A 15,354-nucleotide genomic window follows, 5' to 3' on the forward strand; every position below is an offset into this window, starting at 1 on the left:
CGGGCTTCCAGTGAGCAGACAGGCCGGAATGCAGGAAAAATCCACGTCGCCCCGCCGCCGCAGACGCGGGCGGCGGCTTCTCTACGTCCTGGTGGCGCTGCTGGCGGCGCTGGGGGTGGCGGGCTACGCCATGGTTGGCCGTCCGGTGGACGCGCCCGAATGGGTCCGCGAACGGATCGAGACGCGCATCGCCGAAAGCCTGCCGGGAATCCAGGTCGATTTCGGCCGCATGAGCCTGCTGGTCCAGCGCAGCGGCCTGGCGCGGGTGATCCTCTGGGATGTGGAAATCCGCAACCTCAACGGCGAGACGGTGGCCCAACTGTCGGACATCGAGGCAGGCCTGTCGCCCGCCGCGCTGCTCAATGGCCAGGTCGACCTGCGCGAGGCGCAGGTCTCGGGCGCCTTTGTCACCCTGCGGCGCGCTGCGGACGGGCGTCTGGGGCTGTCGCTGGGCGATGCCTTTGCCGCCAGTTCCGAGATGCCCGACATCGGCCAGATCATCGCCCGCATCGACACGGTCCTGGGCGATCCCCGGCTGGCGGGGCTGAAATCCTTCGAGGCGGATGCGCTGACCCTGCGCTACGAGGACCAGCGCGCGCGGCGCGGCTGGACCGCCGATGGCGGCCGGCTGCGGCTGGCCCGAGAGGATGGGCGGCTGACGCTGTCCGGCGATGTCGCGCTTTTGTCGGGGGGCGACGGCGTGGCCACGGTTGAGGTCGAGGCGCAGAGCCCCATCGGCCAGCAAAGCCTGGATTTCGGCGTCATCCTGCACGGTCTCGCCTCGCGCGATATCGCCACGCAAAGCCCGGCGCTGGCCTGGCTCGAGGAATTGGACGCGCCGATCTCGGGCGCGCTGCGCTCCGGCCTCGACGACAGCGGGACGCTGAAACCGCTGGAGGCCTCCCTGCAGATCGGCAAGGGCGCGTTGCAGCCCACCGCCGCCACCCGCGCGCTGCCGTTCGAGAGTGCCGAAACCGCCTTTACCTACACGCCCGCCGAAGGGCTGCTGCGGTTCCAGCGGATTCGCCTGGCGTCTCCGCTGGGCAAGGTGACGGCCGCCGGGACGGCCCGGCTGAACGGGATCGAGACCGGTTGGCCGCAGGGGCTGACCGGACAGTTCACGCTGAGCGACATGGCGCTGGCCAAGGGCGCGCTGCTGGACCGGTCCGTCAACCTTTCCGGGGCAGAGGCGACTTTCAAGGTGCGGCTCGATCCCTTCGAGGTCACGCTGGGCGAGTTGCGCCTGACCGATCCGACCTATCCGCTGCGCGCTTCGGGGCAGCTCTCGGCCCAGGTCGATGGCTGGCGGCTGGCGCTGGACACGCAGATCGAGCAGACGACACCGGAGCAGGTGCTGGGGTTCTGGCCAGAGGATCTGCATCCGGGCACCCGCCGCTGGGTTGAAAACAACGTGCAAAGCGGACGGATCGAGGACGTGCAGTTCGCCCTGCGTGCGGACCCGGGCGCGGATGAGCCCAAGACCTATATCGACTTCGCGTTTTCCGAGGGCGTGGCCACCTTCAACCCGCGAATGCCGGGCCTGACCGGCGCGGCGGGGCGGATCACGATCTACGATGGACGGCTTGGGCTGCGGCTGGAGGCGGGCACAACCGATGCCGGGCGCGGGCCCATCGACCTCAGCGGGACGGAGTTCGTCATCGGCGACCTGCGGGTCAAGCCCGCGGTGGGCGAGGTGCGCCTGCAGGCGCGGGGCAGCGTCACCGCCGCGCTGTCCTATCTCAACAACGAGGCCTGGCGGCTGATCGACAAGGCCGACCGGACCGTCGACATGGCCAGCGGACGGGCGCGCGTCTCGGGTCGGATCGCGCTGCCGCTGGTCAAGGGGCTGACCCTGCCGGATGTGGCGCTAAACCTGCAAGGCATGCTGCGCGACGTGGATGCGCCGACGGCCATCCCGGGCAAACCGCTGACCGCCGACCGGCTGGCGCTGAGCGTCACCAACAAGGCGGTGGCCCTCGAAGGCGCGGTGATCGTCGACGGCGTTCCGGCCACGGGCCGCTGGGCGCGGCCCTTCTCGGGCACCGGGGGCGAGGTCGACGCCGAGGTGACATTGACGCCCGAAAGCATCGCGGCGCTGGGGATCGGCCTGCCCCCGGGCACGGTGCGGGGCAGCGGCAAGGGCCAGCTGCGCATCGACATGCCGCGCGGCGCCCCGGCGCGCTTCTCGCTGACCAGCGATCTGGTGGGCATGGGCCTGTCGCTGCCGCAGCTGGGCTGGGACATGGCGCCGGGCGAAGGAGGCCGCTTTGCCGTCGCGGGCCTGCTGGGAAAGGTGCCCACGATCGAGCGGCTGGAACTGCAAGGCGCGGGGCTGAAGGCCGAGGGCCGTGTCCTGCTGACCGCGCAGGGCGGGTTCGACCGGCTGGAACTGACGCGGTTGACGGTGGGCGACTGGCTGGACGTCGCCGGGCGCCTGCGCGGGCGCGGCGCCGGAGTGCTGCCCGCGATCGAGGTCGGCTCTGGCAGCGTGGACATGCGGGGCGCGCCCTTCACCTCAAGCTCGGGCACCGGGGGTGGTGACGGCAGGCCGGGGGGCGGCGCGCCGCTGATCCTGACGCTGGACAGCCTGCGCCTGACCGACAGCATCGTCTTGGAGGATTTCCGCGCCGATTTCGACACCACGCGCGGGCTGAACGGGCGCTTTGACGCGCAACTGGGCGGGCGCACACCGGTCAAGGGGCTGGCCGTGCCGCAGGCGGGCGGCACCGCCTTTCGCATCACCGGAGAGGATGCGGGCGACGTGCTGCGCGCCGCCGGGTTGCTCAAGACCGTGCGCGACGGCAGTTTCCAGCTGGACATCGCGCCGGTCCGGGGCCAGCCGGGCAGCTATGACGGATTCATGCGGATCGAGGGCACGCGCCTGCGGAAGGCCCCCGCCATCGCCGCGCTGCTGGATGCGGTCAGCGTGGTCGGCCTGCTGGACCAGCTCAACGGGCCGGGGATCTTCTTTACCGATGTCGAGGCGCGGTTCCGCCTGACCCCCAGCCGGGTGATCGTCAGCCGGTCGAGCGCGGTGGGGCCGTCGATGGGGATTTCGCTGGACGGCTATTACGACCTGGCCAGCGGGCGCATGGACATGCAGGGGGTGCTGTCGCCGATCTACCTGATCAACGGCATCGGCCAGATCTTCTCGCGCCGGGGCGAGGGGTTGATCGGCTTCAATTTCAACCTACGCGGATCGGTCGAGAATCCGCGCGTCAGGGTCAACCCGCTTTCGGCCTTCACCCCGGGCATGTTCCGTGACATCTTCCGTCGGCCTCCGCCCAAGCTGTCACAGTGATTCCAACGGGTTGCCCCATGAAACTCAGCGATTTCGATTTCGATCTGCCGGATGGGCTGATCGCCACGCGGCCCGCGCGTCCGCGCACCTCTGCCCGGCTGCTGGTGGCCGAGGGTGATGTCATCACCGACGCGCATGTCACCGACCTGGTGGACTGGCTGCGCCCGGGCGACCGGCTGGTGCTGAACGACACGCGGGTGATCCCGGCGCGGCTGCAAGGTGTCCGGCGACGCACGTCCGACGCCGGAGAGACCGAGGCGAAGATCGAGGTGACCCTGCTGGAGCCGCGCGCCGGGGGGGGCTGGGCGGCGCTGATCAAGCCGCTGAAAAAGGTACGCGACGGCGAGGAAATCATTTTCTCCAATGCCTTGAGCGCCACTCTTGACGCGCGCGAAGAGGGGCAGGGCCTCTTGCGGTTCAATCTCGAAGGCGATGATTTCGACGCCGCGCTGAACGCCGCCGGTGCCATGCCGCTGCCGCCCTATATCGCCGCGAAACGCCCCGCGGACGCGCAGGACCGTGACGACTACCAAACGGTCTGGGCTCGGCATTCGGGCGCCGTGGCCGCGCCCACCGCCTCGCTCCATTTCGATGACGCGCTCCTGGCGCGGCTGCGGGACATGGGGGTGGAGTTCACCCATGTCACCCTGCACGTGGGCGCGGGCACCTTCCTGCCGGTCAAGGTCGAGGACGTGACCAGCCACAAGATGCACGGCGAATGGGGGGAGGTCAGCGCAGAGGCCGCGGCCGAAATCGCCGCCACCCGCGCCGCAGGCGGGCGCATCATTCCCGTCGGCACCACCGCGTTGCGCCTGATCGAGACGGCGGCACAGGGCGGAGAGATCGCGCCGTTCCGGGGGGTGACGGATATCTTCATCTACCCCGGCTTCACCTTCAACGTGACCGACGCGCTGATGACCAATTTTCACCTGCCCAAGTCGACGCTGATGATGCTGGTCTCGGCCCTGATGGGCCCCGAGCATATACGGGCGATTTATGCCCATGCTGTCGCGACCGAATACCGGTTCTTCTCCTACGGCGATGCCTCGCTTTTGATCCCGCCGCGGGGCTGAGGCGCCGCGTCCGCGGTTTCTTCTCTGTCCAATACGCCCGGGGGAGTCAACCGAAGGGAGACGGGGGCAGCGCCCCCGGTTTCACATCCGCCATCTTGCGACCGCGCGGGGAAACGAACGGCGTGACCCTGCCGAAAAAAGTCGCAGCAATTCGCCAATGCGTGACGCTTTTGGTTCCACAGCGACACAGAATCGGGCAGGGCGTCGCCAACAGCCATCCGGCGGCGGCACGTGATTTTGCACTGTGCCGAAAAGAAAGGGCAAACCATTGGTCCATGTGCTGAAAAATTCCTGGGCGCTGCTCCTGGGCATGCTGCTCTTGATGATCGGCAACGGCCTGCAGGGGTCCTTGCTGGGTGTGCGCGGCGCGGCGGCAGGGTTTTCCGCCGGCACCATGTCGATTGTCATGGCGGGCTATTTCGCGGGTTTCCTGCTGGCCTCGCGCACCGTGCCGGGGATGATCCGGCGGGTCGGGCATGTGCGGGTCTTTGCGGCGCTGGGGTCCTTTGTCTCGGCCGTGCTGATCCTCTTCCCGGCGGTGCAAGACCCGATCGCCTGGACGCTGGGGCGTCTGGTGCTGGGCTTTTGTTTCTGTGGTGTCTACGTCACCGCCGAAAGCTGGCTGAACAACGCCGCCGACAACGAGACGCGCGGCCAGACCCTCTCGGCCTACATGATTGTGCAAATGGCGGGCATCATCGTCAGCCAGGCGCTGCTGGTGGTTCCGGACGTGAGCGGTTTCCTGCTCTTCGTGATCCCTTCGGTCCTGGTTTCGATCTCTTTCGCGCCGATCCTGCTGTCTATTTCACCCACGCCGGCCTTTGAGTCCTCCAAGCCGATGACCCTGCGTGAGCTCTACGGCGTGTCGCCGCTGGGCATGGTGGGGATGTTCCTGCTGGGCGGCGTCTTTGCGGCACAGTTCGGCATGGCGGCGGTCTATGCGACCGAGGTGGGGCTGAAACTGACCCAGATCTCGATCTTCGTGGCGTCTTTTTATGTCGGTGCATTGGTCTTGCAATACCCGCTGGGCTGGGTGTCCGACCGGGTCGACCGCCGCTGGCTGATCATGCTGGTGGCCGCCTGCGGTGCCGGGGCGGCGGTGCTGGCGACGGTGTCGGGCGGCTCTTTCGCGGTGCTGGTCTCGGCGGCCTTTGTCATCGGTGGCTGCTCCAACCCGTTGTATTCGCTGCTGATTGCCTACACCAACGACTTCCTCGGCCACGAGGACATGGCCAGCGCCTCTGCCGGGCTGCTGTTCGTCAACGGGCTGGGCGCCATCGCCGGGCCACTGATCATCGGTTGGGTCATGGAACGTGCCGGGCCGCAGGGCTTTTTCCTGCTGATCTTCGTGCTGCTGGCGCTGGTCTCGCTTTACGCGCTCTACCGGATGACGCAACGGGCGGCGCCCTCGGTCGAGGACACCGGCGCCTATGCCCCGGTCATGCCTTCGTCGACCCCGGTCGCCGTCGAGGTGGCGCAGGAATATTTCATCGACCAGCAAGAGGATGACGAGGCCGATGCGCATTGACTGTCAGAACCTGACAGAATTCGTGATTTGGGTGCCGGTGATTCCTCGCGCAATATTATTTCGTGGCGGGATAAGTACAGGGTGACAGAGGAGAAACAGATGACCACCCCCGACAGTATACTGGCCTTCTGGCTGGACGAGGTCGGCCCGAAGGGCTGGTACGCAAAGGATGACGCGCGGGATGCGGTGATCACCGAGCGGTTCGGTGTCGCCTGGCAAGGATTGATGGAAGGCCGTTACGGTCTCTGGCTGACCTATCCTTCGGGGGCGCTGGCCTACATCCTCTTGGCCGATCAGTTTCCGCGGAACATGTTCCGCGACGATGCGCGCGCCTTTGCCTCGGACGAGGTGGGCCGTGCGGCAGCGAAACAGGCGATCCATCGCGGCTGGGATCTCAAGATCGACCCGCCGGCGCGGCAGTTCTTCTACATGCCGCTGATGCATTCGGAAAACCTGTGTGACCAGGACCGCTGCGTGCGCCTGTTCAAGGAACGCATGCCCGAGGCCGAAGGCAACCTGCTGCACGCCCGCGTGCACCGCGAGGTGATCCGCCGGTTCGGTCGGTTCCCCTATCGGAACGAGGTTCTGTCGCGCAAGACCAACGCGCCCGAGCAGAGCTTTCTCGAGCAGGGCAGTTATGGCGCCGTTCTGCGTGAGTTCCAGGCGGACGTGGCGGCCTGATCGGCGCCTGCTGCCGATTGCCCTTGTCCCGGTGACGGGCTAGCCTCCCCTGCGAAGGCCTGCAGGGGAGGAACGGCATGGGCGCGAAACGCTTTGACATGGTGGTGATTGGCGCGGGCCCGGGTGGCTACGTCGCGGCGATCCGCGGCGCGCAGCTGGGGCTGAGCGTCGCCGTGGTCGAACGCGAACACATGGGCGGCATCTGTCTGAACTGGGGCTGTATCCCGACCAAGGCCATGCTGCGGTCCGCCGAGGTGTTCCACCTGATGCAGCGCGCGCAGGAATTCGGCCTCAAGGCCGAGGGCCTGTCCTATGACCTGGACGCGGTGGTCAAATGGTCGCGCGGGGTGGCCAAGCAGCTGAACTCCGGCGTCGGCCACCTGCTGAAAAAGAACAAGGTCACGACCCTGATGGGCACCGCGCGTCTGGACGGGCCGGGCCGGGTGCATGTCACCACCGACAAGGGCAAAGAGATCCTGGAGGCGGGCAGCGTGGTGCTGGCCACCGGCGCGCGGGCCCGCGAACTGCCGGGGCTGGAGGCGGACGGCAAACAGGTCTGGACCTACAAGCACGCCCTGGTCCCGCCGCACATGCCGAAGAAACTGCTGGTCATCGGATCGGGGGCCATCGGCATCGAGTTTGCCAGCTTCTACCAGACACTTGGCGCCGAGGTGACAGTGGTCGAGGTCATGGACCGCATCCTGCCGGTCGAGGATGCCGAGATCGCGGCTTTCGCCAAAAAACAGTTCGAGAAACAGGGCATGACCCTCCTCGAAGGGGCGAAGGTCGACAAGCTGGACCGCGGCAAGGGGGCGGTTGTCGCGCATGTGGATAAAAGTGGGGATAAGTCAAAACTAACCGTGGATACGGTGATTTCGGCTGTGGGTATTGTTGGAAATGTAGAAGGGTTGGGGCTGGAGGATTTGGACGTCAGGGTCGAGAAGAGCCATGTCGTGACCGATCCCCACTGCCGCACCGGGGTTGAGGGGCTCTATGCCATCGGCGACGTGGCGGGCGCGCCCTGGTTGGCCCACAAGGCCAGCCATGAAGGTGTCATGGTGGCCGAACTGATCGCCGGGCAGCAGCCGCACGCCGTGGACCCGGACAGTATCGCAGGCTGTACCTATTGCCAGCCGCAGGTAGCCAGCGTCGGCTTGACCGAGGCGCAGGCCAAGGAGAAGGGCTTTGATATCAAGGTCGGGCGCTTCCCCTTCATCGGCAACGGCAAGGCCATCGCGCTGGGAGAACCCGAGGGGCTGGTCAAGACGGTCTTCGACGCCCGGACGGGCGAACTCTTGGGGGCGCATATGGTCGGGGCCGAGGTGACGGAACTGATCCAGGGCTATGTCGTCGGCCGCCAGTTGGAGACGACCGAGGCGGATCTGATGCAGACGGTCTTCCCGCATCCGACCCTGAGCGAGATGATGCACGAATCCGTGCTCGACGCCTGGGATCGGGCGATCCACTTCTGAGGCGATGACAGACCAGATGACACAACCCTCGGATGCCTCGGTCGAGGCTTTTCTCGATGCTGTCGAACCGGCCCGCCGCCGCGCGGACGCGCGCGTTCTGGATGCGCTGTTCCGCAAGGTCACGGGCTGGCAGCCGGTGCTCTGGGGGTCGTCGATGCTGGGCTACGGGCGATATGCCTATACCTATGCCAGCGGGCATTCCGGGCAGAGCCTTGCCACCGGTTTTGCCCCGCGCAAGGCCAACATGGTGGTCTATATCATGCCCGGCTACGCGGATTTCAGTGAGATCCTGTCGCGCCTGGGGCCGCACAAGCTGGGCAAGTCCTGCCTTTACCTCGGTGCGCTGTCGAAGGTGGACCACGACGTGCTGGCGGAACTGATCCGCGCCGGGCTGGCGGACTTGGGCAAACGTTGGGAGATGACGCCGGGGTGAGACACCTCATGCCCCTGGTCCAATGCCAGGGACCGGGCGCCGCCCCCAGTGTTTCTTTGGGCTCAAAATACCTCCGGGGTCCGGGGCAGAGCCCCGGTCCGACAGTCCGGCTCTCAGGAGGGTGAGGAAGTCAGCGCAAGACTTTGAAATTTAGCCTATAACGAGATTTCCGCCGTTACAGGTTCTCGTTGTCCGCGCCGGGCGCCATCGCCGGGGGCGCGGCATCCCCGCGTTTGCGCGCCTCAAGGGCGCGCTGGACGTGGTCGTTGAGAAAGTTCCGCGCCCGCCGCTCGGCCAGGCGGATGCGGACCGCGGCGCGAAAGATCTCTTCGGAGGAGGGGGACGACGCCCCCAGAACCTTGGCCACCTGTTCCGGCAGGTTCTCATCCCCAAGGGCGTCCATCGCCTTGATCGTGTCGCGGGCAAGCTTGTCTGCGAGGTCGTCGACGACGGACATGGGGGCCTTCCTTTATCGGGTGTTCTCGGTCAGGCGGCGCTTCACATAGGTCGACACGCTGTCCATCAGCGTTGCCATGTGCGGCTCTTCGAAGAAGTGCCCCGAGCCTTCGACCTCTTCATGGGTGATCTGGATGCCCTTCTGCTCGTGCAGTTTCGACACCAGCGCGCGGGTGTCGGCAGGCGGGGCGACGCGGTCGGCGGCGCCGTTGATGATCAGGCCCGAAGAGGGGCAGGGCGCCAGGAACGAGAAATCATACATGTTGGCGGGTGGCGAGACCGAGACAAAGCCGGTGATCTCGGGACGCCGCATCAAGAGTTGCATCCCGATCCAGGCGCCGAAGGAGAACCCCGCGACCCAGCAGTGTTTCGAGTTCTGGTTCATCGACTGCAGGTAGTCGAGCGCCGAGGCGGCGTCGCTGAGTTCGCCCACACCCTGATCATATTCGCCCTGGGACCGGCCGACGCCGCGGAAATTGAACCGCAGCACGGTGAAGCCCATGTTGTAGAAGGCGTAATGCAGGTTGTAGACAACCTTGTTGTTCATGGTCCCGCCGAACTGCGGATGCGGATGCAACACGATGGCAATCGGCGCATCGCGGTCCTTTTGCGGGTGGTAGCGGCCTTCGAGACGGCCTTCGGGTCCGGGAAAAATGACCTCGGGCATGGGGCGGAACAGCTCCTTCACAGTGGCGACGGGCGCGTGACCGCGGCGTGCCTGAAATTCTTGACCAAAACACGCGGCTTCTTTAGAAGTGTTCTAAATCGGTTCGGGCGTGGTCCGGGCTGCGAAGCAGATAGGCAATGTGGCGGTCAAGGTCAATTGCCGCGGCACGTGGGGGCGCAAACGCCGTGAAACTGAGCACCAAGGGACGCTATGCGATGGTCGCGCTGGCGGATATCGCGCTTCAACCCGCCGGGGACCTGGTGACGCTGGGCGATATCTCGCGTCGGCAGGACGTTTCGTTGCCGTATCTCGAGCAGCTTTTCGTCAAGTTGCGGCGGGCGGGCCTGGTCGAGTCGGTGCGCGGCCCCGGCGGCGGCTATCGCCTGTCGCGCCCGGCGACCGAGATCCGCGTGGTCGACGTGCTGGCTGCCGTGGACGAGACCGTGGACGCGATGCACAAGGGCGCGGGCGCCTCGGGCGCGCTGTCCGGCAGCCGGGCGCAGTCGCTGACCAACCGGCTGTGGCAGAGCCTTTCGGCGCATGTCTATGTCTTCCTGCACCAGACGCGGCTGTCGGACGTTGTGGACAACACCTTGGCGCCCTGTCCGGCGGTGCCCACGATCTTTTCCGTGGTGGATGATGACAAGGCGTGATCCAACGGAGCGCCTGCGGCGCGCAGGATCAGGCGGCTGGCGCCGCCGGTTGGGGCGCTGCCCCAAACCCCGAAGTATTTGCAGCCCAAAGAAACAGGGGGCGTGGACGTGAGCCGGGTCTACCTGGATCATAACGCCACGACGCCACTGCGGGCAGAGGCGCGCGCGGCCATGTTGCGCGCGATGGACGTGGTGGGGAACCCGTCCTCCGTCCATGCGGAAGGGCGCGCGGCCAAGGGTCTGGTCGAGGCGGCGCGGTCCCAGGTGGCAGAGCTGGTGGGCTGCATGGCCAGCCAGGTGGTCTTTACCGGATCGGCCACAGAGGCGGCGGCGCTGGCGGTGGCCCAGAAGGATCGGCATGGCGGGCGCTTTGCGGCGCTGCCCACGGAACATGACTGCCTGCTGGCCTGGAGCGAGGGGGCAGAGGATGCCGGGCTGCTGGCCGTCTCTGCCGCCAACAGCGAGACCGGTGTCATGCAGCCCGACCGTAGGGCGGCGGCCAACCGGGACGGGCAGGCCGTGGTCTGCGACATCACCCAGATGGCGGGCAAGATGCCGGTGCTTTACCCGGAAGGCGGAAAACCCTCCTACATGATTCTGTCCGGACACAAGATCGGTGGTCCCAAGGGGGTGGGCGCCTTGATCAATTCCACCCGCGACGATCCCGTGCCCATCCTGCGCGGCGGCGGGCAGGAGATGGGCAGGCGGAGCGGAACCGAGAATGTCATCGGCATCGCAGGATTCGGTGCGGCGGCTGAGGCTGCGCAGCGTGACGTGGCGTCCGGGGCATGGGCGCGGGTCGAAAATCTTAGAAACATTCTAGAAGAATCTCTTGAGGCTGCCTCAGACATAACTATTTTTGTCGGGAAAGACTCGCCACGACTGCCGAACACCTCTTGCTTTGCCACACCCGGGTGGAAAGGCGAGACGCAGGTGATGCAGATGGACCTGGCGGGATTTGCGGTCAGCGCCGGCTCGGCCTGTTCCAGCGGCAAGGTTCGCCGCAGCCGGGTGCTGGAGGCGATGGGATACGACGAAGCGACCTCGGGCGGCGCCATCAGGGTGAGCCTTGGGGTGCAGACGACCGAGGAAGACGTGGCGCGTTTTTGCGCGGCATGGATCGACAAGTACCAGCGGCACCGGGCACGGGCCGCGTGAAAGGAAGGAAACCCGATGGCGGCTTTTGAAGACGTGACGGTAAAAGAGGGCGTCGACCAGGAGACGGTTGATGCCGTCAAATCCGTCGGCACCTACAAGCACGGCTGGGAAACCGACATCGAGATGGAATACGCCCCCAAGGGGCTGACGCCGGACATTGTGCGGTTGATCTCGGAAAAGAATCAAGAACCCCAGTGGATGACCGACTGGCGCCTGCAGGCCTATGAACGCTGGCTGCAGAAGAAAGAGCCGGACTGGGCCATGGTCGAGTACCCTGAAATCGACTTTCAGAACCAATATTACTACGCCCGTCCCAAGTCGATGATGGAAAAGCCCAAGTCGCTGGACGAGGTCGATCCCAAGCTGCTGGAAACCTACGAGAAACTGGGTATTCCGCTGAAGGAACAGATGATCCTGGCGGGGGTCGAGGGCGCCGAGGCCATGCCGGCGGATGCACGCAACAGCGACCGCAAGGTCGCCGTGGATGCGGTGTTCGACTCCGTGTCGGTGGGCACGACCTTTCAGGCGGAGCTGAAGAAGGCGGGCGTCATCTTCTGCTCGATCTCCGAGGCGATCCGCGAGCATCCCGAACTGGTCAAGAAATACCTGGGCTCGGTTGTGCCGGTCTCGGACAATTTCTACGCGACGCTGAACTCGGCCGTGTTCTCTGACGGGTCCTTCGTCTACGTGCCGCCGGGCGTGCGCTGCCCGATGGAGCTGTCGACCTACTTCCGTATCAACGCGGAAAACACCGGCCAGTTCGAGCGTACACTGATCATCGCCGACAAGGGCAGCTATGTCAGCTACCTCGAAGGCTGCACCGCGCCGCAGCGCGACACCGCGCAGCTGCACGCGGCGGTGGTCGAGATCATCGTCGAGGAAGATGCCGAGGTGAAATATTCCACGGTGCAGAACTGGTATCCCGGCAACGAAGAAGGCAAGGGCGGCATCTACAACTTCGTCACCAAGCGCGCCGATTGCCGCGGCGACCGGGCCAAGGTGATGTGGACGCAGGTCGAAACCGGCTCTGCCGTGACCTGGAAATACCCCTCCTGCATCCTGCGTGGCAATGAAAGCCAGGGCGAGTTTTATTCGATTGCCATCACCAACAACCACCAGCAGGCCGATACCGGCACCAAGATGATCCACCTGGGCAAGGATACGCGGTCGCGCATCGTCTCCAAGGGGATCAGCGCGGGCGTGGCGCAGAACACCTATCGCGGGCTGGTGTCCATGCACCCCAAGGCAAAGAATTCGCGCAACTACACCCAGTGCGACTCTCTGCTGATCGGGGATAAATGCGGGGCGCATACGGTCCCCTATATCGAGGTCAAGAACAACTCGAGCCGGGTGGAGCACGAGGCGACGACGTCGAAAGTGGACGACGACCAGCTGTTCTATTGCCGCCAGCGTGGCATGGACGAGGAAGAGGCCGTGGCCCTGGTGGTCAACGGGTTCTGCCGCGACGTGCTGCAGGCGCTGCCGATGGAGTTTGCCATGGAAGCTCAGCAACTCGTGGCGATCTCGCTTGAAGGGTCGGTGGGGTGAGCCTGCGCGGTGCGGGCAAAGCCGTTCTGCTGCTGGCTGGCATCATGATGCTGGTCAGCGGTGTCGGCTGGCAGGAACCGGCGCTGGCCGCCGGGCCGCGCTTTGATCCGCCGCTCTTGCCCGGTCTGGACGTGGTGCGCGCGCAAGAGATCCGGGACTGTTTTGCGCCTGTGTTCCTGCCGCGCTCTTGCGGCTGGTGGCTGTGGTGACACCCGAGGGAATGACGTTTTCGGGCCTCAGCCCGAATGATAAAGTTTTCAATAAGATGCTGATGGTTTCGGCCTCTGGCACCGCAGCGGCGATCAGCTGAAGGATTGCCCGGGTGCCGTGCCGAGGGAAAGGGAAGAAAATGCTGGAAATCAAGAACCTGCACGTCAAACTTGAAGAAGAAGACAAGCAGATCCTCAAGGGTGTCGACCTGACCGTCGAGGCAGGCAAGGTGCATGCGATCATGGGGCCGAACGGCTCGGGCAAGTCGACCCTGTCCTATGTCCTGTCGGGCCGCGACGGCTATGAGGTCACCGACGGCTCTGCCACCCTCTTGGGGGAGGACCTGCTGGACATGGAGGTCGAGGACCGCGCCGCCGCCGGCCTCTTCCTGGCGTTCCAGTACCCGGTCGAGATCCCGGGCGTGGGCAACATGACCTTCCTGCGCACAGCCGTGAACGCACAGCGCAAGGCGCGCGGCGAGGAGGAAATGTCTTCCGCCGAGTTCCTCAAGGTGATCCGCGCCAGGGCCAAGGACCTGAAAATCGACGCCGAGATGCTCAAGCGCCCCGTGAACGTCGGCTTCTCGGGCGGTGAGAAGAAGCGCAATGAGATCCTGCAGATGGCCATGCTGGAACCCAAGATGTGCATCCTGGACGAGACCGACTCGGGCCTGGACGTGGACGCCATGAAGCTGGTGGCCGACGGTGTGAACGCGCTGCGCGACGAGGGCCGGGGTTTCCTGGTCATCACTCACTACCAGCGGCTTCTGGACCACATCAAGCCGGACGTGGTGCACATCATGGCCAATGGCCGGATCATCAAGACCGGCGGTCCCGAGCTGGCACTTGAGGTCGAACAGAACGGCTATGCCGACATCCTCGAGGAGGTGGCGTAATGGCATTGCCGCAGGCGAAACAGGACGCAACCGAGGCGCGGATCACGGCGCTGAGCCTGCCCGAAGGCGGCTGGGCCGATCCGGCGCGGCGCGATGCGCTGGCGCGGGTGCGGGCGATGGGCCTGCCCAATGCGCGCGACGAGTACTGGAAGTTTACCCGGCCCGACACGCTGGTGGCCGCCGAAGCACCGGCTGCGGCGACGATGGACAGCGGTGAGGCGCCACTGTTTGACAGCCGCGACCGGCTCAAGCTGGTGTTTGTCGATGGTGTCTTCTCGCCCGAGGAGTCGGATGACCTGAGCCTTGAAGGTGTGACCATCGACCGCTTGGCCGAGGCGAAAGACATCCATTGGGCCAAGGACTTGTATGGCGTTCTTGAGGCGCGGGCGCAGAGCCCCGTGGCGCGGCCGCTGGCGGCGCTGAACACCGCCTTCGCCAGCGACGGCTTGCTGATCCACGTGACCGGCAAACCGTCCAAGCCGATCAGCCTGATCTACCGTCATGTGTCGGACAGGTCCGATGCGATCCTGCATCACGTGGTCAAGGTCGATCCGGGTGCCGAGGCGACGATCCTTGAAAACGGACCCGCCGCCGCGCGCTTCAACAAGTGCATGGAGGTCGACGTGGCCGAGGGCGCCTGCCTGCACCACATCCGTGCGCAGGGCCGCGACCATGAACGCCGCGCCGCCACGCATATCTTTGCGCGGCTGGAGAAGGAAAGCGTTTTCAAGAGCTTCACGCTCACTGTGAATGGCGCCATGACCCGCAACGAGGTGGTGGTCGAATTCACCGGCGACGATGCGGTGGCCCATGTCGCGGGCGCCTGCATGGGCGACGGCGATTTCCACCATGACGACACGGTCTTTGTGACCCATGACGCGGTGAACTGCGAAAGCCGCCAGGTCTTCAAGAAGGTGCTGCGCAACGGTGCGACAGGTGTCTTCCAGGGCAAGATCCTGGTGAAACCGGACGCACAAAAGACCGACGGCTACCAGATCAGCCAGTCGCTGCTGCTGGATGGGGACAGCCAGTTCCTCGCCAAGCCCGAGCTGGAAATCTACGCTGATGACGTGGCCTGTTCGCATGGGTCCACCAGCGGGGCCATCGACGAGGACGGTTTGTTCTACCTGCGGGCGCGCGGCGTGCCGCGTGGGACCGCCGAGGACCTGCTGACCATCGCCTTTATCGCCGAAGCGGTGCAGGAGGTCGAAGACGAGAGCCTGCAAGAAGACCTGGTCGAGCGGGTTGCCGGCTGGCTGGCACGCCGGCGCGACTGAGC

General features: G+C 65.6%; 14 protein-coding genes. 12 read left to right on the plus strand and 2 right to left on the minus strand.

Translation table 11 applies throughout. The features are described 5' to 3' along the window. Positions 1 to 28 precede the first annotated feature (28 nt). The 6 genes from KZZ07_RS06140 to KZZ07_RS06165 all read left to right on the plus strand — a co-directional run bounded on the left by KZZ07_RS06140 (position 29) and on the right by KZZ07_RS06165 (position 8,488). Positions 29 to 3,301 (plus strand): YhdP family protein, encoded by a 3,273-nt coding sequence (locus tag KZZ07_RS06140; protein ID WP_219512917.1) that lies wholly within the window; start codon positions 29 to 31, stop codon positions 3,299 to 3,301. A 17-nt stretch (positions 3,302 to 3,318) separates the two neighbouring features. Then, positions 3,319 to 4,374, plus strand: coding sequence for a tRNA preQ1(34) S-adenosylmethionine ribosyltransferase-isomerase QueA (gene queA / locus KZZ07_RS06145; protein ID WP_219512918.1), 1,056 nt, complete (start codon positions 3,319 to 3,321; stop codon positions 4,372 to 4,374). Positions 4,375 to 4,642: 268 nt separating this feature from the next. Further along, entirely contained in the window at positions 4,643 to 5,902 is a 1,260-nt protein-coding gene (locus KZZ07_RS06150) for an MFS transporter (protein ID WP_219513097.1), read from the plus strand. A gap of 99 nt (positions 5,903 to 6,001) precedes the next feature. Further along, a complete protein-coding gene (locus KZZ07_RS06155) occupies positions 6,002 to 6,583 on the plus strand; it encodes a DUF924 family protein (RefSeq protein ID WP_219512920.1) in 582 nt (193 codons plus the stop codon). 77 nt (positions 6,584 to 6,660) lie between these two features. Further along, positions 6,661 to 8,055, plus strand: a complete 1,395-nt coding sequence (gene lpdA / locus KZZ07_RS06160) for a dihydrolipoyl dehydrogenase (RefSeq protein ID WP_219512921.1) — start codon at positions 6,661 to 6,663, stop codon at positions 8,053 to 8,055. Between the two features lie 16 nt (positions 8,056 to 8,071). Continuing rightward, positions 8,072 to 8,488, plus strand: coding sequence for a DUF1801 domain-containing protein (locus KZZ07_RS06165; RefSeq protein WP_255564185.1), 417 nt, complete (start codon positions 8,072 to 8,074; stop codon positions 8,486 to 8,488). Positions 8,489 to 8,663: 175 nt separating this feature from the next. Here KZZ07_RS06165 and KZZ07_RS06170 read toward each other — a convergent pair whose 3' ends face one another. Both KZZ07_RS06170 and KZZ07_RS06175 read right to left on the minus strand, forming a co-directional pair. Beyond that, the gene (locus tag KZZ07_RS06170) at positions 8,664 to 8,945 is read right to left on the minus strand and encodes a hypothetical protein (RefSeq protein ID WP_219512923.1); all 282 of its coding nucleotides are present in this window, start codon (positions 8,943 to 8,945) and stop codon (positions 8,664 to 8,666) included. Between the two features lie 12 nt (positions 8,946 to 8,957). Then, on the minus strand, positions 8,958 to 9,611 hold the full coding sequence (locus KZZ07_RS06175; protein WP_219512924.1) for an alpha/beta hydrolase: 654 nt from the start codon (positions 9,609 to 9,611) through the stop codon (positions 8,958 to 8,960). Between the two features lie 185 nt (positions 9,612 to 9,796). On the opposite strand from KZZ07_RS06175, the gene iscR reads away from it, so the two are divergent. The 6 genes from iscR (at position 9,797) to sufD (ending at position 15,352) form a co-directional block, all read left to right on the plus strand. Further along, complete coding sequence (gene iscR, locus KZZ07_RS06180; RefSeq protein ID WP_219512925.1) at positions 9,797 to 10,264, plus strand: Fe-S cluster assembly transcriptional regulator IscR; 468 nt, start codon at positions 9,797 to 9,799, stop codon at positions 10,262 to 10,264. Between the two features lie 108 nt (positions 10,265 to 10,372). Next, a complete protein-coding gene (locus KZZ07_RS06185) occupies positions 10,373 to 11,422 on the plus strand; it encodes a cysteine desulfurase family protein (RefSeq protein ID WP_219512926.1) in 1,050 nt (349 codons plus the stop codon). A gap of 15 nt (positions 11,423 to 11,437) precedes the next feature. Beyond that, on the plus strand, positions 11,438 to 12,970 hold the full coding sequence (gene sufB, locus KZZ07_RS06190) for a Fe-S cluster assembly protein SufB (RefSeq protein WP_219512927.1): 1,533 nt from the start codon (positions 11,438 to 11,440) through the stop codon (positions 12,968 to 12,970). Continuing rightward, positions 12,967 to 13,179: a hypothetical protein gene (locus KZZ07_RS06195; protein ID WP_219512929.1), complete on the plus strand. Its 213-nt coding sequence runs from the start codon at positions 12,967 to 12,969 to the stop codon at positions 13,177 to 13,179. Before sufB ends, KZZ07_RS06195 begins: the two co-directional genes overlap by 4 nt. A 140-nt stretch (positions 13,180 to 13,319) precedes the next feature. Next, positions 13,320 to 14,075 carry a Fe-S cluster assembly ATPase SufC gene (sufC, locus tag KZZ07_RS06200; RefSeq protein ID WP_219512930.1) on the plus strand — a complete coding sequence of 252 codons (756 nt, stop codon included), beginning with the start codon at positions 13,320 to 13,322 and terminating at the stop codon, positions 14,073 to 14,075. Next, positions 14,075 to 15,352, plus strand: coding sequence for a Fe-S cluster assembly protein SufD (gene sufD, locus KZZ07_RS06205; protein ID WP_219512931.1), 1,278 nt, complete (start codon positions 14,075 to 14,077; stop codon positions 15,350 to 15,352). Before sufC ends, sufD begins: the two co-directional genes overlap by 1 nt. Positions 15,353 to 15,354 lie beyond the last annotated feature (2 nt).

It is taken from the genome of Mameliella sp. CS4, assembly GCF_019392335.1.
Taxonomy (GTDB): domain Bacteria; phylum Pseudomonadota; class Alphaproteobacteria; order Rhodobacterales; family Rhodobacteraceae; genus Antarctobacter.